The organism is Clostridium sp., assembly GCF_047777555.1.
Lineage (GTDB): Bacteria > Bacillota > Clostridia > Clostridiales > Clostridiaceae > Clostridium_H.
The window spans coordinates 407,246-425,223 of record NZ_JBKEEV010000002.1 but is presented as its reverse complement, the minus strand read 5'-3'; the positions used below and the strand labels follow the sequence as shown (position 1 = coordinate 425,223).

Annotated in this window: 17 protein-coding genes and 1 pseudogene; 14 read left to right on the top strand and 4 right to left on the bottom strand. The window is 31.4% G+C overall.

Annotated elements, in window-relative coordinates; all coding sequences use genetic code 11:
- Positions 1-141: 141 nt before the first annotated feature.
- The gene (locus ACFWTK_RS05320) at positions 142-687 is read right to left on the bottom strand and encodes a 2'-5' RNA ligase (RefSeq protein WP_415875052.1); all 546 of its coding nucleotides are present in this window, start codon (positions 685-687) and stop codon (positions 142-144) included.
- 262 nt (positions 688-949) lie between these two features.
- On the opposite strand from ACFWTK_RS05320, the gene ACFWTK_RS05315 reads away from it, so the two are divergent.
- From ACFWTK_RS05315 to rlmH, 6 genes are all read left to right on the top strand, one after another.
- A complete protein-coding gene (locus tag ACFWTK_RS05315; protein ID WP_415875051.1) occupies positions 950-2,209 on the top strand; it encodes a UDP-N-acetylglucosamine 1-carboxyvinyltransferase in 1,260 nt (419 codons plus the stop codon).
- A gap of 28 nt (positions 2,210-2,237) precedes the next feature.
- Entirely contained in the window at positions 2,238-3,023 is a 786-nt protein-coding gene (locus tag ACFWTK_RS05310; RefSeq protein WP_415875050.1) for an MBL fold metallo-hydrolase, read from the top strand.
- A gap of 14 nt (positions 3,024-3,037) precedes the next feature.
- Positions 3,038-3,604, top strand: coding sequence for a GerMN domain-containing protein (locus tag ACFWTK_RS05305; protein WP_106023830.1), 567 nt, complete (start codon positions 3,038-3,040; stop codon positions 3,602-3,604).
- 81 nt (positions 3,605-3,685) lie between these two features.
- Positions 3,686-4,189 (top strand): SEC-C metal-binding domain-containing protein, encoded by a 504-nt coding sequence (locus tag ACFWTK_RS05300; RefSeq protein WP_415875049.1) that lies wholly within the window; start codon positions 3,686-3,688, stop codon positions 4,187-4,189.
- A gap of 201 nt (positions 4,190-4,390) precedes the next feature.
- Positions 4,391-5,263 (top strand): response regulator transcription factor, encoded by an 873-nt coding sequence (locus ACFWTK_RS05295; protein ID WP_415875048.1) that lies wholly within the window; start codon positions 4,391-4,393, stop codon positions 5,261-5,263.
- A complete protein-coding gene (gene rlmH, locus ACFWTK_RS05290) occupies positions 5,260-5,739 on the top strand; it encodes a 23S rRNA (pseudouridine(1915)-N(3))-methyltransferase RlmH (protein WP_273093537.1) in 480 nt (159 codons plus the stop codon). The genes ACFWTK_RS05295 and rlmH overlap by 4 nt, the downstream gene beginning before the upstream one ends.
- A 6-nt stretch (positions 5,740-5,745) precedes the next feature.
- Here rlmH and ACFWTK_RS05285 read toward each other — a convergent pair.
- A pseudogene (locus ACFWTK_RS05285) lies at positions 5,746-6,354 on the bottom strand (linear amide C-N hydrolase); the annotation flags it as partial.
- Positions 6,355-6,430: 76 nt separating this feature from the next.
- On the opposite strand from ACFWTK_RS05285, the gene ACFWTK_RS05280 reads away from it, so the two are divergent.
- Both ACFWTK_RS05280 and ACFWTK_RS05275 read left to right on the top strand, forming a co-directional pair.
- Entirely contained in the window at positions 6,431-6,760 is a 330-nt protein-coding gene (locus ACFWTK_RS05280) for a transposase (protein ID WP_242976316.1), read from the top strand.
- Positions 6,761-6,813: 53 nt separating this feature from the next.
- Positions 6,814-7,686, top strand: a complete 873-nt coding sequence (locus ACFWTK_RS05275; RefSeq protein WP_415875047.1) for an IS3 family transposase — start codon at positions 6,814-6,816, stop codon at positions 7,684-7,686.
- Positions 7,687-7,930: 244 nt separating this feature from the next.
- On the opposite strand, the gene ACFWTK_RS05265 is transcribed toward ACFWTK_RS05275, so the two are convergent.
- Positions 7,931-9,415: an Ig-like domain-containing protein gene (locus ACFWTK_RS05265; RefSeq protein ID WP_415875046.1), complete on the bottom strand. Its 1,485-nt coding sequence runs from the start codon at positions 9,413-9,415 to the stop codon at positions 7,931-7,933.
- A gap of 290 nt (positions 9,416-9,705) precedes the next feature.
- On the opposite strand from ACFWTK_RS05265, the gene ACFWTK_RS05260 reads away from it, so the two are divergent.
- The 5 genes from ACFWTK_RS05260 (at position 9,706) to ACFWTK_RS05240 (ending at position 16,484) form a co-directional block, all read left to right on the top strand.
- Positions 9,706-10,092, top strand: a complete 387-nt coding sequence (locus tag ACFWTK_RS05260) for a MerR family transcriptional regulator (protein WP_415875045.1) — start codon at positions 9,706-9,708, stop codon at positions 10,090-10,092.
- Between the two features lie 16 nt (positions 10,093-10,108).
- Positions 10,109-11,131 carry a DUF362 domain-containing protein gene (locus ACFWTK_RS05255; RefSeq protein WP_415875044.1) on the top strand — a complete coding sequence of 341 codons (1,023 nt, stop codon included), beginning with the start codon at positions 10,109-10,111 and terminating at the stop codon, positions 11,129-11,131.
- Between the two features lie 195 nt (positions 11,132-11,326).
- The gene (gene helD / locus ACFWTK_RS05250) at positions 11,327-13,564 is read left to right on the top strand and encodes an RNA polymerase recycling motor HelD (protein ID WP_415875043.1); all 2,238 of its coding nucleotides are present in this window, start codon (positions 11,327-11,329) and stop codon (positions 13,562-13,564) included.
- Between the two features lie 284 nt (positions 13,565-13,848).
- On the top strand, positions 13,849-16,059 hold the full coding sequence (locus ACFWTK_RS05245) for an EAL domain-containing protein (RefSeq protein WP_415875042.1): 2,211 nt from the start codon (positions 13,849-13,851) through the stop codon (positions 16,057-16,059).
- A gap of 20 nt (positions 16,060-16,079) precedes the next feature.
- On the top strand, positions 16,080-16,484 hold the full coding sequence (locus tag ACFWTK_RS05240; RefSeq protein WP_415875041.1) for a PBECR2 nuclease fold domain-containing protein: 405 nt from the start codon (positions 16,080-16,082) through the stop codon (positions 16,482-16,484).
- A gap of 279 nt (positions 16,485-16,763) precedes the next feature.
- On the opposite strand, the gene ACFWTK_RS05235 is transcribed toward ACFWTK_RS05240, so the two are convergent.
- Entirely contained in the window at positions 16,764-17,438 is a 675-nt protein-coding gene (locus tag ACFWTK_RS05235) for a uracil-DNA glycosylase (RefSeq protein WP_415875040.1), read from the bottom strand.
- A gap of 121 nt (positions 17,439-17,559) precedes the next feature.
- Between ACFWTK_RS05235 and ACFWTK_RS05230 the strand changes: the two genes are divergently transcribed.
- Positions 17,560-17,865 carry a hypothetical protein gene (locus ACFWTK_RS05230; protein WP_415875039.1) on the top strand — a complete coding sequence of 102 codons (306 nt, stop codon included), beginning with the start codon at positions 17,560-17,562 and terminating at the stop codon, positions 17,863-17,865.
- The last annotated feature ends 113 nt before the right edge of the window (positions 17,866-17,978 follow it).

Below are 17,978 nucleotides of genomic sequence, written 5' to 3'. Positions count from 1 at the left end.
CCGCCTTTCTCTAAATTTCATACTAGAATTATTTTATAATATTTTCAGAAATATTAAAAGATTAACAAAACGTTTACATTTAAAAATATCAAAAAATAAATTCATATCAAAACTTGTAGATTTGATACGAAATTATTTTGTCTAGTAATCTCTTAAAACATAATCTTTTATTAGAATTTGTTTTTTATTGTTGATAGGTTTCCAAAGTTCAATGCGGTTAACCTTAGCAAAATCATAACATATATCTTCACTTTTAGAAGTAAACGCTGTAGGCAAATCCTCATTTAGTGCTTTTCTAATAGAATAATTAGAATTTGCAATAGGCATATATAATTCTTTATTAGGATCGTTTTGTATATTAAATCCATTTAAAATAAGAATATCTGTAATATTACGAATAATTCTGTTTATATATCCACTATGTTCTACCCTTAAATTGATAGTTTTTAGAGATTTATCAAACCAAAATTTAGGATTAATTTGCACCTTAAATTTCTTATAAGGAGCCAAAGTGTCTGTAACAATCTTATCAAGTTTATCCATATCAGGGTTAATTATTGTTTGAATATGTATATAAAATTGTTGATTTGTTTTGTAAAGTCTATATTTTCGACATAAATCCCTTTGAGTTGTTTCAATAAGCTTATTAGATTCTTTATCAAATAAGGCAACTAAATGATATTTCATTTTAATCCCCCAATAAAACAATTTTTACTGTTATTATATCACATTTAGCATATTCATGTATACTTAAAGTATACATAGGCTATTTACAGGTTAATCCTAATAGCGAATATATTAGTTTACAATCAAAGTTATACTATAACAATATAAAAAAAATAGGTATTAAAAATCAGCAGTATTATGCTATAATAGACTTTGTGAAATATTTGATGCCATATTTTATAAAAATAAAATACTAAAAAAGATAGTAAGGATGGATAATCATATGGAAAAGTTGATTATTTATGGAGGAAGACCTCTTAATGGAGAGATAGAAATAAGTGGAGCAAAAAACGCAGCAGTGGCTATTTTACCTGCGGCTATAATGGCAAGTAGAGGTGTTTGTACTATTGACAATATACCTCAGATTAGTGATACATATTGTATAGAGAAAATTATAGAAAGCTTAGGAGCTAAAATAACTAAGAATAAAAATACAGTTATAATAGATAGTACCTGTATAAATAACAGTAATGCAGATACAGATGATGTAAGAAAAATGAGAGCTTCTTACTATCTGATAGGAGCACTGCTTGGAAGATTTAGAAGAGCAAAGGTAGAAATGCCTGGTGGATGTGCTATAGGGGTTAGACCTATTGACCAGCACATAAAGGGATTTGAAGCGCTAGGTGCAAAGGTAAAAATTGAACATGGTGCAGTAATTGTAGAAGCAGATAGATTAGTAGGAGCTAATATATATTTTGATGTGGTTAGTGTTGGAGCTACTATTAACGTTATGCTAGCAGCTGCACTTGCTGAGGGAAAAACTGTACTTGAGAACGCAGCTAAAGAACCTCATATAGTTGACGTAGCTAATTTTTTGAATAGTATGGGTGCGGATATAAAAGGCGCTGGAACAGATGTTATTAAAATAAATGGTGTTAAAGAACTAACTGGCTGTAATTATAGTGTTATACCAGATCAAATAGAGGCTGGTACATACATGATTGCTGCTGCAGCTTGTGGAGGAAAAGTTACAGTAAATAGTGTTATACCAAAACACCTAGAATCTATATCAGCAAAGCTTATAGAAATGGGTGTTGAAGTAACAGAAAATGGAGATAGTGTAACTGTAGAGAGCCGCGGAAATTTAAGAGGAGTAAATATAAAGACTCTTCCATACCCAGGATTCCCTACAGATGTACAGCAGCCAATGACTGCACTTTTGAGCATAGCAAAAGGAAGAAGCATAGTTAATGAAAGCATATGGGAAAGCAGATTTAAGCATATTGATGAATTAAAGAAAATGGGAGCTCAAGTAAGTGTAGAAGGTAATTTAGCTATTATTGAAGGAGTTCCACATCTTACAGGAGCAAAAGTAAAGGCTACAGACTTAAGAGCAGGAGCTGCTATGGTTATAGCAGGACTTATTGCTAAAGGAGTTACAGAAGTTACTAGCATACAGCACATAGATAGAGGATATCCATATATAGAAAAGAAGTTTAATGAGTTAGGCGCAAAAATAATAAGAGTTAAAGATGAATAGACTTTAGGATTAGAATGGAGAAAGCACGATGATATTTTGTCCTTTGTATAGTGGAAGCAGTGGAAATAGTATATATATATCTTCAGATTATGGAAGTATATTAATAGATGCAGGATTAGCAGGAAAAAGCATAGAAAGTGCATTATCATCAATTAAAAAGGATCCTAGTAAAATAGATGGTATATTTATAACCCATGAACACAGTGATCATGTAAAAGGTGTAGGAGTTTTATCAAGAAGATACAATATACCTATCTATGCTAATAAGCTTACATGGAAGGGTATGGAGAAAAGTATAGGAAAAATTAAAGAAGAAAATAAAAGAATAATAGACAAATCTAGTGTTAATATAAAAGATATGCAAATATGTAGTTATTCAATACCTCATGATGCTGCTGACCCAGTAGGTTATACTATTAGCTGTGGGAAAAATAAGGTAAGCATAGCCACAGATCTTGGATATTTTTCGAAGGAAGTAGAAGAAAACGTAAAAAATTCAGATGTTATTCTGCTTGAAAGTAATCATGATGTTGAGATGGTAAAATTCGGACCATATCCATATCCTTTAAAGAGAAGAATTCTAAGTGATGTTGGCCATTTATCTAATTATGATTGTGGAAAGGCCATAGTAAGTATGACAAAAAATAGTTGCAGAAGAATAGTTCTGGGACACTTAAGCAAGATTAACAATTATCCAGAGCTAGCATATGAAACAGTAGTGAGTGTGCTTAGAGAAGAAGGCATAAAAGTGAATGAGGATGTTTTTATTGGTATGGCTAAAAGAGACATGCCAAGTAATTATATAGAATTTTAAGGAGGAGGTATGGTATGAAAAAAATATACAGGCTGTTTTTAATCATACTAGCAACTGTTTTTTTAAGTTTTATTCTTTTAGGGTGCGGCAATAAAAATAAAGACTTAGTAAAGGATAATAAGAAACTAAAGACATTAAAATTACCTAACTCCGATGAAACTTGCATAAATTTAGATGTTTATTTTGATGGATCTAAAAGTGAAAATGAAGTAAAAGTATTGAAAGAAGAAAGAATACTAGAGAAAGAAGAACTCATAGGGGAAATTATAATGCAGGAGCTTATAAAAGGGCCTTCTGTTGAAAGCCAGTTAAAGCCTGTATTTCATAAGGATACCAAGCTTATAAGTTTTTCAATTAAAGATGGCATTGCATATGTAAATTTAAGCAAAGAAGCGAAATATAAGATGAGTACAGCTAAGGAAGAAGCTTGCTTAAGAAGTATTGTATTATCATTAACTCAACTAAGTTCTATTAACAAGGTAAAAATATTAATTAATAATAAAAGTGTAGATTCTTTAGGTGGAAATTATGATATATCTAAGGCTTTTGCCGAGGAAGATATATCTAAAATAAAGAAATAATTGGAATTGAAAAGAAAATAAAATTTTATTATAATAATAAATAATTACGGGTAAATATAATTTACAGAAGGAGAATGTAAGATGAGTTTGTACAAGGATTGGACAAATATGGTTATAGATTATGTAAAACATAAAGGCGAGGCTGCTTTTTGGAAAGAGTATGGAGATATGGAAAAAAACATATATGCTAAGATTTTAGCTAATCATAAAGAATCTCCTAAGGGAACAGTAGAGGAATTAGCAGCTAAATTTGATACTCCTATAGATTTTTTTGTAGGGTTCTTAGATGGAATTAACGACAGCCTTGTGGCACCTTTAGATATAGAGAATATTGAAAAGGATACAGAAGTAGAATTAAATATAGATTTAGAAAAGCTATATTTTAATATGCTAGATGCTAAGGCAGACTATCTATACAACCTTCCTCAATGGGATGGAATATTCTCTGAAGAAAAGAGAAAAGAAATCACAAAAGCATGGAGAGCTTCTAAGATTGTAGTTAGAGAAGAGAAAATAGGAAGAAATGATCCTTGTCCATGCGGAAGTGGTAAGAAATATAAAAAGTGCTGTGGAGCTACGGTTTAGAGTTTTAAATCATAGTCCAAAGTTATGAATCACACAGGAGGACGATTGAAATCTTATCGTCATTCTGTGTGATTTTTTAATATAAGCATAATAAAGCTCGACTTTTGTTTAATAAAATAATTGAAGAAGCAGGAAATTGTTACGAAAATTACTATGTAGTAGTAAGCAGAAGTACCGTCACAGTATATAGGAGTGATTTTTATGAGAAATATAGTAATATTAGATAGCAAGGCTTACATGAGAAGTAGAATAAAGGAATTGGTTTCTGATTATGAGGTACATGTATATGAAGCTGTGAATTCTTTCCAACTATTTAGAATACTGGCTGAAGTCAATTATGATGTTTCACTAATAATAATGGAGATAAATTTGGATAGAGAGAGCGGAATAGATATACTAAATAAGTTAAAAAGCAGAGGGATAGATATACCAGTGTTGATAGTAACCTCAGAAAATAGGAAAAAAAAGTTTGTAAAGAGTATAAAGGCAGGAGCGGTAGATTACATATTGAAGCCCTTTGATGAGAAAATGTTGTTAAAAAGAATAGTGAAAGGTATGGACAAAAAATATAAAAAGACAAATAAAAATGGGGGCAACATAATTAAGGAGAAAAATAATAAGTTAAATTTAGATTTTCAAGACTATCTATCTAATCAGCTAAAGGATGCTGAGAAGAAGCAGAATAATTTCTCCATAATGATGATAACTCTTTTTAAATTTGTAGACAGCTTTACAGAAGATGTTGAAAAAGAGTACATTATACTAGGAAATGATATATATATTAAGTTAAATGATATACTAAAGAATGCAGACATATTTATAAGATATGAAGTTCAAAGTTTCATAGCAACTTTTAAGAATAAAGATGAGGATAATCAAAACTATCTTATTGACAAGATAAGGGAAATTTTTAAATATATAAAAGAAAATGATGAAAGATTTAAGGAATATCATTTAGAGTGCGCTTTTGTTAATTATTTAGAGGATGGAAAAAGCAAAGAGGAGCTTTTATCAAAGGTTAAACAAAAAATAGTGAAAAAAATAGATGAAGTAAAAAGAATGGAGATAAAATGAATATAACAGTTATTTGCGTAGGGAAATTGAAAGAAAAGTATTTAAAAAGTGCAATAGATGAATACAGCAAAAGATTGAGCAGATATTGCAAACTGGATATTATTGAATTGAGTGATGAAAAAACTCCAGACAATGCCTCGGAAAAGGAAGAAATAATGATAAAAGAAAAAGAGGGAAATAACATATTAAAACATATTAAGGATAATATGTTTGTTGTAGCTTTAGCTATAGAAGGGAAGATGCTAACTTCTGAAGAATTGGCAGACTTCATAAGCCAGCAGGGAGTTAGAGGAAACAGCAATGTTGCTTTTATAATTGGAGGTTCTCTTGGATTATCTAAAGAGGTACTTAGTAGAGCAGATTATAAGCTTTCTTTTTCTAAAATGACCTTCCCACACCAGCTTATGAGGGTCATACTGTTAGAACAGATTTATAGAGGATTTAGGATAATTAATGGGGAACCGTATCATAAGTAAATGAGGTTATTCAGAGAATACAATGTTTCCAAGAAAGATTGGTTGCGTACTATGCATATAATAATCACAAAGGCTTGCCCTCATGATTTGATTATTCTCATAAGTTTTAAAATAGTATTCGCATGTATTAGTGTTTATAAAGGCAATGTATTTCGTATAATCATAGGTACCTTTATCAGTTAAGACAATACCCTTAGGAATAAAAACGCTGTTCATAATATGAAAGCATGTCATAAGTGCTTCGGATTGGTTTTTAGGAACTGTTACATGTGTTTTTAAAAAAGCTGCGCGAACAAAACGCTCAGGAGATGTGAAGCCGCCTGGGAGATGTATGGTTCCTGCACCTTGACCAAAAGGAGTTAGTGATACATTTCCCCAATAAACTTCCTTTTGTTGATTAATTGATACATCCATATAATTTCTTAGATTGGTCATATGCCATTTAAAATCAGGACTATTGGCCATGACACCTATGGGATTATCAATTATCTCAAGGCCTGTCATAGTTTGTTCAATAACAACACATTTGCCACTTTTATCAGTAGCAATCCAATGTAAAGGAGCTGTTGTTTTGGTAACGGGATCTTGTACACCTACGATACGGATGTTTTTTAATCTCATAAGCCCCTAAATTGATTTGGACAATTGCCTATACATTTATTATAATGTAGAAAGTGATTGGAGGTAAGCCATGAGAGGAAGAACTTATACAAAAGAATTGAAGGAAGAAATATTAAGAGAAGTTAAAGAAGTAGGAAATGTTTCATTAGTCTCAAGAAGACATGGAATATCAAAATCAACAATATTTACTTGGATTAAGGAATCTAAGAATAAAGATGAGATTAAGATTAAGCCAGGAAGAAAGGCTTTAGTTGAGGGAGATAAAGAGCTAGAGAGTGAATTGACAGAAGTAACAAAGGAGAATGATCAGCTAAAGAAGCTTCTAGGTGAGAAAGACCTTGAGATAGCAATACTTAAAGACTTAATAAAAAAATCGAACCCTCAATTAAAGATAAAGTAGAAATAGCTAAAAAATATATAGAACAAGGATATAACGCAGTTTTTGTACTAAAGGTGGTCAAACTTAGCAAATCAACATATTACTATAATTTGAATGTAGAAGGTAAGGAAAAGGCAAAGCCTAAAGGCGGTAAGCCTAGGGGATACAGCATAGACCAGGAAGAAAAGAAGGTATGCGATGAGCAGATCAAAGAGTTTATTATGGAATCAATTGATGGAGATGCAGCTGACTACGGCTATAGAAAAATAACCTACCATCTAAGAAAACACTATAAACTCACAATTAACCATAAGAAGGTTTATAGGCTGTGCAAGGAGCTTGGAATACTAAAAGACCAAAGAGTTATTAAGCCTAAAGTAAAGAGAACTATCGCTGTAAACAGGACTATAACAGGCTCAAATCAACTTTGGGAGATGGATATTAAGTATGGCTATATCCATGGCGAGGATAAATTTTTCTATCTTCTAAACCTTATTGATGTCTTTGATAGAAGCATCATTGATTACCACATGGGATTCCACTGCGAAACTAAAGATGCGGCAGCATTACTGAGAAAATGTCTAATGCAAAGAAATCTATTTGCAGAAGGAGCCTTAAAGCCTGTAATAAGAACAGATAATGGGCCACAGTTTGTAAGCTATAAATTCAGCGAATGCTGCGAAGAAATTGCAATAGAACACGAGAGAATACCTGTTAAAACACCAAATAAGAATGCACATGTAGAATCATTTCATAGAATACTTGAGGATGATTGCTTGAAAAAATATGAGTTTCAAAGTTATGCAGAAGCATACGAAGTAGTAAACGAATTCATGGAATTTTATAACAAAAGGAGAATTCACTCAAGTTTAAAGTTTATGTCACCGAATGAATTTTATAACCTTCATTTTGGAGAAAGTCTAACTAATATTGAAATAAGGGTGTAATTCTGACAAAACTAAAGAATTTATTAGGTTTTGTCCAAAACGAAGGGGTTAATCCGAGCATGGCTTGTATCGTGGAAAAGCACGGCGGTGTATTTCGATTTGTGGTTAAGGATGGCTGGTTTATATTCCAAGCAACAGCGTAATTTTTTAATTAACTATGAAAAAGGAAAGGTATGGTTCAAGGAGATTCACCATCTTCATCATGTGAATATGTGAATCTCCTTCTCTTAGGTTAACTCTTATCTTAACTTACTATTATATAGATTACAAAGGCTCCATTAAACAACCCATTACCCGCTTTTTCGTATATAACTCCAACTCCTATATTTTCTATTTTATCATTATATATTTCATCATTAAATACTCTATTTGTACCATAATTTGCCCATCTATAAGGACTGCTATTATCTCTACCTATTCTATTTCTTTCTGACAGCCTTTTTACTATTTTCTCTCCGTTATAATCAAATGGAGTTGCATAGTTTATTAGTCTTATAGGCTTATCATAATCGAAATACTTTGTTAAATCCTTTTCTAACTGAGTATTATAGTATAATTCAAAGGCTCCTTCATCACCACCAGTAGAGAAATTTTCTGCATATTTTGGTACCATAGGCGTTGTTCCAGAAATTATTTCAAACTTCGCCCATGAAGCACCATCACTTGTTGGTGGAGGAGTTATTCTTTTTGATCTATCCACGTAGTCATAATATGCTTGGTTATTATATACTATAGAGAAAAAATTGAAGCCTTCGTCTTCTCCTAATCTGTATGGTTGTAGTGTATCATCACATACTTGATTTATATAAGAGCGTTTAGCTCCCCACATACTGATTGCCGTTAAGTCTGGGTCTAATTTAAGTTCTTTTAAGCCTCTTTGTACTCTGTTCTTATTTATTTCGTCTAATATTTCTTTAGCAGTATCTGGTCTCCATATAGCTATAATATAAGGATTTATATAGTTGAATTCATATATGTCATTTCTATTTGGATATTGCCACATACTCTTTGGTAAATTGTGTAGCTGTAAGTGTCTATTTGAGTTATTAACCTTATCAAAATTTATTGTTAAGCCTTTTATTTTCTGATAATAATTTAAATCTGTTACATGTGCATATTCAGGTTTATTAAGATATTTTTCCATGAATTTTAGGTTATAGTCACCATATTGTTCATAACATTGGTAATTACACCATGTTTTGTTTTCATAAAACTTGTCCTTATCATGCTGAGTATCTTTTACATAATCTAGGTAAACTTCATGAGCTAGATTAATATCACCATAGATTTCTTTTGCAAGTTCATCATTTGTTTTTTCTTTTTCTTTAGTTTTAAATTTTAATGTATAGGGTGTCTCTAAGTTGAGTTTTCCATACTTTCCTTTTGCAACTGTCAATGTATATTCTGTATTATAATCGTATCCATCAGATGGTGATTTTACTACCATCTGAGTATCATACTCTCCAGGTACCAGCGTTACATTCAAGTTATTGCCATTTTCATCTTTAACTGTTATTAAGGATTTATCTATGTTATTTATATTAATTGCCTTGTTAAAGGTTATAGTCAAATCCTTATTTACATCTACATTTGTTTTGACACTAAGTGATTTTGATATTGATGTTGTAGCAGTAGTCTTATTATTGCTGCTTGCTGCTCTAGCATTGTTTGGTACTACAGTTATTACCGCCGCTATACTTAGTATTAATGCTAATTTCTTTCCTTTCATTTTGAGTCCTCCATTACTTATCTTGTATTTTGTATACGTTTTTAGAAATAAATAGATTATATTGCATATTATTGGGTTTATGATAATATTTTGACGTATTAGGTACTTATATTCAACAAGGTTATATGATGTATTGTATATTTATATAGAGATAACCTTGCACGAGAGATATAATTAAATAAGATATGATTTTATACATAAGTAATTAAATTAAGTATTGACATAAAGTCAACTTTACCCCTTATCATAGGGTATGTAGAATAATAATTTGGCAAAGAAAGGAGGCACATATGACTTATACCATTAGACAGGCTGCGGAGAAAATGGGAGTTACTGTTTCAACTCTGCGATATTACGATAAAGAAGGTCTCCTGCCTTTTCTGGATAAGAAACCAGATGGAACTAGGGTTTTCAAAGATGAAGATTTTCACAGTCTGGGAATGATAACATGTATGAAAAGGTCTGGAATGCCTATAAAACAAATAAAAAAGTACATGGATTTATGCCAAGAGGGTGATAGGACGCTTCAAGAACGGCTGGAAATTTTCCTTGAAAGGAAAAAAGTCGTTTTAAAGCAGATGGAGGAATTGAATAAGGTTATGGAAACTATCAATCATAAGATATGGTATTATGAAACAGCAATTAAAGCTGGTACAGAGAGAGTTCATAAAAAGTAAAAGAAAGGGTGTTATCATGAGTAAAGTATATTTCATTAAAAATTCAGAATCAGATTATGATAAGCTTGGAAAAGATGCATTAGAACTTTTGAAAAAAATAGTATCAGAAACTGGACATAAGTTTGAAAAAGAAGTGCCTATAAAGGTTCACTTTGGCGAAAAGGGAAACAAAACCTTTATACCTGCAAAATGCTATGATGAAATTATAAATTATCTTAAAGAAAATGGGGTATCTCCATCCTTTATCGAAAGCAATGTACTATATAGAGGATCAAGAACTACCACAGAGCTTCATATTGAAACAGCAAAAGCTCATGGCTTCACACAGATTCCAATTATAATAGCTGATGGAGATATAGGAACAGAGTACAATGAAGTAGAGATAAATAAAGAATACGTTAAAAAATGCAAAATAGGTAAGAGATATGGTGAATTTAAACAATTTATTGTTATGGGACATTTTAAAGGACATGTGGCAGCTGGATTTGGCGGTGCTCTAAAGCAGCTTGCTATGGGTTTTGCTTCTAGAGGTGGAAAGATGGAGCAGCATTCAGGCATATCACCTGTAGTAGATCAAGAGAAATGTGTTTCTTGTGGTATTTGTGTAAATAAGTGTAATTTTGGTGCTATTCAAATTTCAGATGCTGCAGCAATCGATGAAAATAAATGTATTGGCTGTGCTGGATGTATCGCTGTCTGTCCTCAAGGTGCCATTGAAAATTCTTGGGGAGGAGCTAATTTCCTTGAGAAACTTGCAGAATATGCATATGGAGCATCAAAGGATAAGGATATAATATACATTACCTTTGTACACAATATTACTAAGGAGTGCGACTGCGTTGGCGAGCATATGAAACCAGTTGCAGGTAATATTGGTGTTCTTGCAGGAAAAGACCCTGTTGCCTTAGATACAGCATGCCTAGATTTGGTTCAGAAAAACAGTGGAAAAAAACTCTTTGAAAAAGGAAGGACATCGCTTAGACATGCAGAAAAAATAGGATTGGGAACAATGGAATATGAACTTATTGAAATAAAATAATAACTTACATCACAAAAAGACATTTGCCTTTAGGCGAATGTCTTTTATATTGACATAAGAAAATGATAGTGATATTATAAGTTCGACACTATTATTTATACAATAATCTTTATAATATCCTAATTTTATTATACACTTTTACAAAAACAATGTCAATAGGGTTTAAAAAATATTATTTAAAGGAGTGTGTATATTATGAATATAAGCAATAGCGAATGGATAACTGAAAATAAATGGCTTCAAGAGATACTTAAAGAGATTCGAAAACAGCTTGATAAAAGTCGTGACTTTAAAGATCATTTTAAAAGGGATTACATTGAAACACAAAGAGATATGTGGCATGACGTAGGTTCCCTTTCTATAAACAATGGACTAGAGCAGATTGTAGAATTTATTGAGTTTATAAATATAATGAAAGCAAAGAAAAGGAGCCATGAGTTCACTAGAAAGCTTGAGGGAAAATATGAGAGAATGCTTTTGTCACCCTATTTTGGAAGAATAGATTTCCACGAAAATGGTGAGGAAAAAGCTGAAAAGTATTACATTGGAATCTCAAACCTTATAAATGATAACTATGATTTCCTCATATACGATTGGAGAGCACCCATTTCAAGTATGTTTTATGATTACGAAATTGGAGAAGCAAGTTATGAATGCCCTGAAGGAATCATTAGTGGAAAACTAACGTTAAAAAGACAGTACAAAATTAATAATGGTAAAATTGAGTATATGTTTGATAGCAATCTTAAGATAGATGATGAAATATTACAGGATATCTTGGGTAAAAGCACAGATAATAAGATGAAGACCATAGTAACAACTATTCAAAGAGAGCAGAATAAAGTAATTCGTAATGAGGAGTACAAAAATCTGATTGTCCAAGGACCTGCTGGAAGCGGGAAAACTTCTATTGCTCTTCATAGAATTGCCTATCTATTATATAAGCACAGGGATAAGATAAGTCCTCAAAATATAGTAATATTCTCTCCAAATGATACTTTTAATGATTATATTTCTAATGTACTGCCACAGCTTGGAGAAGATAATATGTATCAGACTACATTTAAGGAATATATGCATAAGTCCTTAGAAAATGAGTTTAAAAAGGAAAGCTATTGTGAAATGATGGAGTATATTCTTACTTGCAAAAAGGAATATGACTATAAAAAAAGAATTAGCAGTATTAAATTTAAGTCTTCTGTGGAATTTATAGATATCTTAAAACAATATGTTTCCTACCTAGAAAGTAAAGATAGAAACTTTACAGATATTATTTTTAATGGCAGGTTAATTATATCTTCTAAAGATATAAAAGAATTGTTTTTTAATGATTATGCACAACTTCCATTGAAGAGGAGGCTACAGAAGATAAAAGATAGGATTTTGTTCCTTGTAGAGCCTTATGAAAAGGAACGAATAAAAGAAGTTTCAAGTGAGCTTAATGATTCAGGCTCTTATATAGATAAAGTAGAGATTATACAGCGTAGTACAGCTATGGTAAAAAATGAAATAAAGGATGTATACAATAAAATCAATAGAATGACAGAGTTTGATTTGGTTGATATTTACAGAAGGCTTTTTGGAAAACTAGAGCTTTTTTCTGCAAATCTAAATATTAAATGCTGTGAGGATGAAATTGATGAAATCAAAAGATATACTCTTGAAAGCCTAAAATCTGGAGTACTTAATTATGAGGACCAGCCGCCTCTTCTATATCTAAAAGGTGCCATGGGAGATATTCCTAGAACCTCTGAAATAAAATATGTTATTATCGATGAAGCTCAGGATTATACACCGCTGCAGTATGAGATTTTTTATCAGCTTTTCAAATCTGCAAATATGACTATACTAGGAGATTTACATCAATCTATCAATCCCTTCATGAATGTAGGAAATTATGAAAATATATCTCATATACTGCCTAAAGATGATACATGTATGATAAACTTAACCAAAAGCTACAGGTCCACAATGGAAATCACTAGATTTTCAAGAAGGCTGCTTAATAAGGAGATTAATGATGAATGCGTAGGGAGAAGTGGTGATAAACCTTTAATCCTTGGCTTTCCAGATGAAGTGTCTATAAAGCAAAGACTTATTGATGATATAAAAATATATAAGGAGAAAGGATACAAATCAATTGGCATTATAACTAGGACTTTAAAGGAAGCAAAGGACGTATATTGTTTCCTAGATGGCAAGGTTAATGTTAAAGCAATACTTAATGATGATGATGAATATGTGAGTGGCACCTTGGTAATACCAGCTTACCTAGCTAAAGGATTAGAATTTGATGTAGTTCTTATATATAATGTAGGGGATGAAAATTATAATTGTGAGGAAGAACGACTGCTGCTTTATACAGCTTGCACAAGAGCACTGCATGTTTTATGTATATATTATTCTGGAAAGATTACGCCCTTATTGGAATAGGGGTATTTTTGGAATATGTTTTGAACTTAGAGTATAATTTTTCGTAGATATCTTATGCTCCATAGTAAACTCTCTCAGATTATTATAAATATTGAATATAATTGTTAAAATATAAATCTAATAGCAATGTAGTGTGGCAAAATGTGAATTTTAGTGTATTTTTTGCGTGATATAAGACAATATATTTATTCCATAAAGAGGAATTTGAAATATTACGTCGAATATACAAGATTAGGAATAAAAAATGTAATCAGGCTTTTATAGCCTATCTGGGAGGGTGAACAATGGAAAGGAGTGCTGATGAAAGGATAAAACTTTATTGCTGCGAGAATTGTAAAGCACTAAGAATTATATGTATTTTTGCAGTAGTAATTTCGATAATAACTGGTTTTATGATGAAGTATAAACTTCCTAAGGTTAATACAATTTTAATAGGATTAATTATTGCTAGTATATATTTTCTCATATTTATTCTAACTTATATTAGTGACTATATAAAAGATAACTCAGATGCAGTTTTAGTTGGTGTTTATTATATGACCAGCTTTATAACTATATATACTACCTATAAATCCAGCTTTAGTGTAGAGCAAACAATGCTTCTTCTTGTTAGCACACTTTTTGTACTGTTTAGGATTAAAGATATATCTCATTTAAAAATATATATTATCATTATGTTTTCATCTATAATATGTTTATCCCTTAAAGTAAAAAATCCAGCTGTCAGCGAAAGTAGTGTTTTACTAATTTATTTTGCATTTCTTATGGTAGCCTATGTGGATTTGAAAACTAAGATAAATGCTGGGATGATTATGGAAGAACGTGAAAAGCGCTATAAAGATCTTGTAGAAGCAAGTCCTATGGGAATAATTATTCACAAAAACGGTAGAATTATTTATGCAAACCCTATGGCTGTAAAGCTAACAGGTGCAAAAGGTATTGAGGACCTACTTGGAACTCTTGAAATAGATCTTATTCATGAAGAAGATAGGGAGGCAGAAATTGGCAGGATATCAAGAGCTCTGAATGGAGAAAAGTTTAATTTTGTGGAGAAAAGACTTATTACACTGGATGGTAGAATTTTAATAGTAGAATCAAACACCATATGTATTGCTCATAAAAACTCTCAAGCAATAATGTGTATGTTTAAAGATATAACGGAGAGAAAAAAAACTGAAAATAGGCTTATGAAGGCTCAGTCCCAAATAAAGAGAATGGCATATTATGATGCCTTAACAGGTTTGCCGAATCGATACAGCTTAAACCAATTCTTAAATAATTTACTTATTTCAAAAGATAGCAATAAGAAGCAATTTGCTGTAATGTTTATAGATTTAGATAATTTTAAAAACATAAACGATTCTCTTGGACATAATTTTGGCGATCTTATGCTTATTCAGGCAACTAAAAGGCTTAAAAAATCTGTGCGCAAAGAAGATGTGGTTTTTAGATATGGAGGTGACGAATTTATTATTATACTGGATAATGTTGGCCAGGATGAAAGTTCAGCAATAGCTAAAAGAATTATTGATAAATTTAATACAAGCTTTGCTTTAAATGGATATGAGATTTTTATTTCTCCAAGCATTGGTATAAGCTTATATCCTATAGATGGTGAAAGTGTAGAGAATCTTGTAAAAAGTGCTGATGTAGCAATGTATCATGCTAAGGAAAGAGGGAAGAACAACTATCAATTCTTCTCAGATGATTTAAACAAAACTCTGCTTAGAAGAATTGAGATAGAAAGTGGACTCAGAAGAGCAATACAAAATAATGAATTTATTTTGTATTATCAGCCTGAAATGGATCTTAATACAGGAGATATATGGGGGATGGAAGCATTAATACGTTGGAAACATCCTACTTTAGGAATGATTCCACCTTCTGAATTTATACCCATAGCAGAGGAGACTGGGCTTATTGTACCGATTGGGGAATGGGTGCTTAAGACTGCTTGCAGTCAGAATAAGCTTTGGCAGGAAACTGGACTAGCTAATATTCCTATTTCAATAAATGTATCAGCCATTCAGCTTAAACATGCAGACTTTATAGATACAGTAAAACAATGTATTGAAAGTTTGAATTTAAACCCTGAATACCTTATTATTGAACTTACTGAGAGCGTAATGCAGGATATGGTTAAAGCATTTCAGATTGTTAATGAGTTAAAGGATCTGGGGATTAAAATAGCAATTGATGACTTTGGAACTGGTTACTCATCTTTGAGCTTATTAAAAAGCCTAAGTATAGATATTTTAAAAATAGACGCATCTTTTATTAGAGATTTTGAAACCGATGTCAACAATACTATATCAATTATCAAACTCATAATTGATATGGGGCATGCCCTTGGCTTTGACACTATTGTTGAGGGTATAGAAAATGAAAAGCAAGCTCGTATAATTGAGAAAATCGGCTGTGACATAGGTCAAGGTTATCTGATAAGTCCTCCTATTCCTAAAGAGCAAGCTGAATGGTATTTATCCAAATATTAATGATTTAAGAGGTTTTTATAGTGGAAAAATCAGATATACACAAATATAGTAAAGTTGGTAAGATAACAGAAGATGTAGCGAGTATAGTAAATTTTAAATATACTGGAGATGTATATGCTGCTCCTGGTGTTATTAAGCATATAAAAAAGAGACATGCTAGAGGACATGACTCTTTAAGCAAAAAGGTTATTGATAATATTTTGCCAACAATTGAGAATGTAATATCAGAACCAGATTATATAGGTAATCATCCAAGAAAAGAAGGAACAAGCATAGAATTTGTAAAGAAAGTAGATGAAAATCTTTTGGTAGCTGTAGAAGCGGATTTAAATAATAATTATATCTATGTAGCATCACTTTATCCAATATCTGAATCTAAATTAAATAATAGAATCAATAGTGGTAGATTAATAGAATACAAGTAAGATTTGCAGTTAGATATACTGATATTTATAGAATAAGATGTTGAATTATTAATTTTATGATGGTATAATATAGACGTATCAAGCATATAATGAAAATAAGTTCAATTAGATTTTGAGGATCGGAAATGGCACCCGACACGCTGCATTTAGCAGTAACCAGGTATGCAGGATACGCCGCCCTGCCGAAGTTTAATTGAACAGGATGTATAAAAGCACGGCTTATGCCGTGCTTAACTTATTTTTTGAAAAAAGTTATATTAATATTTTAGCAGAACATTTTTATATATTTTCAATTTGCCAATCTATAGGCTCTTTACCTATGGAAACAAGGAAGTTATTTGCCCTAGAGAAAGGCTTGCTTCCAAAGAAACCTCTGCTTGCAGATAGAGGACTTGGATGGACAGATTTTATTATAAAGTGTTTTGGATTGTTTATTATGCTCAGTTTTGATTGAGCATTTTTACCCCACAATATAAAAACTATAGGGTCCTCCCTTTCATTTAAAAGGCTAATTACTTTGTCGGTAAAGTGCTCCCAGCCCATATCTTTATGAGAGTTTGCTTCACCTGCTCTAACGGTCAGCACAGTGTTTAGAAGCATAACCCCTTGATCAGTCCATTTTTTTAAATATCCATTATTAGGTATATAGCAGCCTAAATCATCATGAAGCTCCTTATAAATGTTCATAAGAGAAGGAGGTGCAGGAACTCCAGGCTTTACAGAAAAGCTTAAACCGTGAGCTTGATTAGGACCATGGTATGGGTCCTGACCTAGTATAACGACTTTTACATCCTTATAGGCTGTATAGTGAAGAGCGTTAAATATGTCATACATATTTGGATATATGGTTTTTGTTCTATACTCATTTATCAAAAATTTTCTAAGTCTTAAATAGTAATCTTTTTTAAACTCCTCTTCTAATAAGTTTTCCCAATCATTTTTTAATATTTGCATTTAAATCACCCTAATAGATTATATCATAAAACTGTAAGTTATATAGGATAATAAACATATGATTATAGTTTATAATAAAATAAGTGGGAAATGTTAAAAACATATATAAAGAGGTGTTGGCATGGCAAAGAAAACAACGAAAAACAATGAACTTTTAAGATCATCTAAATCAAAAACTTCCCCTAAGATATATTCTTTATTAGTTGATTTGGTAAATGATAATAGAGAAGATTTAGCAGAAGTAGTGTTAAAAGTTGATTATTTGCTGCAATATACAAGCAGCTGTATAAAACAGAGAGATTTTAATGAAGGGAAGGACGCTTTAGAAAAGGCAAAGGAAAGAATAGAGTTGCTAAAAAAAGAAGGGGTAGATACAGAATATTTGGATTATCTATATGAAGGTATAAGTAATAAATTAAAAATATAGGCAGATAAATCTCTATGTAGTTCATATGTAGAGATTATTTTTTTCTAAATAGTTTTACTAAAAGATTAAAGATTTGTACATACTATTTTTAAAAATTGCTGATAGCATGTGAT

Excerpts from the sequence above, each read along its gene's own strand:
- ACFWTK_RS05320 (WP_415875052.1), bottom strand. The coding sequence starts at position 687 with ATGAAATATCATTTAGTTGCCTTATTTGATAAAGAATCTAATAAGCTT.
- ACFWTK_RS05315 (WP_415875051.1), top strand. The coding sequence starts at position 950 with ATGGAAAAGTTGATTATTTATGGAGGAAGACCTCTTAATGGAGAGATA.
- ACFWTK_RS05310 (WP_415875050.1), top strand. The coding sequence starts at position 2,238 with ATGATATTTTGTCCTTTGTATAGTGGAAGCAGTGGAAATAGTATATAT.
- ACFWTK_RS05305 (WP_106023830.1), top strand. The coding sequence starts at position 3,038 with ATGAAAAAAATATACAGGCTGTTTTTAATCATACTAGCAACTGTTTTT.
- ACFWTK_RS05300 (WP_415875049.1), top strand. The coding sequence starts at position 3,686 with ATGAGTTTGTACAAGGATTGGACAAATATGGTTATAGATTATGTAAAA.
- ACFWTK_RS05295 (WP_415875048.1), top strand. The coding sequence starts at position 4,391 with ATGAGAAATATAGTAATATTAGATAGCAAGGCTTACATGAGAAGTAGA.
- rlmH (WP_273093537.1), top strand. The coding sequence starts at position 5,260 with ATGAATATAACAGTTATTTGCGTAGGGAAATTGAAAGAAAAGTATTTA.
- ACFWTK_RS05280 (WP_242976316.1), top strand. The coding sequence starts at position 6,431 with ATGAGAGGAAGAACTTATACAAAAGAATTGAAGGAAGAAATATTAAGA.
- ACFWTK_RS05265 (WP_415875046.1), bottom strand. The coding sequence starts at position 9,415 with ATGAAAGGAAAGAAATTAGCATTAATACTAAGTATAGCGGCGGTAATA.
- ACFWTK_RS05260 (WP_415875045.1), top strand. The coding sequence starts at position 9,706 with ATGACTTATACCATTAGACAGGCTGCGGAGAAAATGGGAGTTACTGTT.
- ACFWTK_RS05255 (WP_415875044.1), top strand. The coding sequence starts at position 10,109 with ATGAGTAAAGTATATTTCATTAAAAATTCAGAATCAGATTATGATAAG.
- helD (WP_415875043.1), top strand. The coding sequence starts at position 11,327 with ATGAATATAAGCAATAGCGAATGGATAACTGAAAATAAATGGCTTCAA.
- ACFWTK_RS05245 (WP_415875042.1), top strand. The coding sequence starts at position 13,849 with ATGGAAAGGAGTGCTGATGAAAGGATAAAACTTTATTGCTGCGAGAAT.
- ACFWTK_RS05235 (WP_415875040.1), bottom strand. The coding sequence starts at position 17,438 with ATGCAAATATTAAAAAATGATTGGGAAAACTTATTAGAAGAGGAGTTT.
- ACFWTK_RS05230 (WP_415875039.1), top strand. The coding sequence starts at position 17,560 with ATGGCAAAGAAAACAACGAAAAACAATGAACTTTTAAGATCATCTAAA.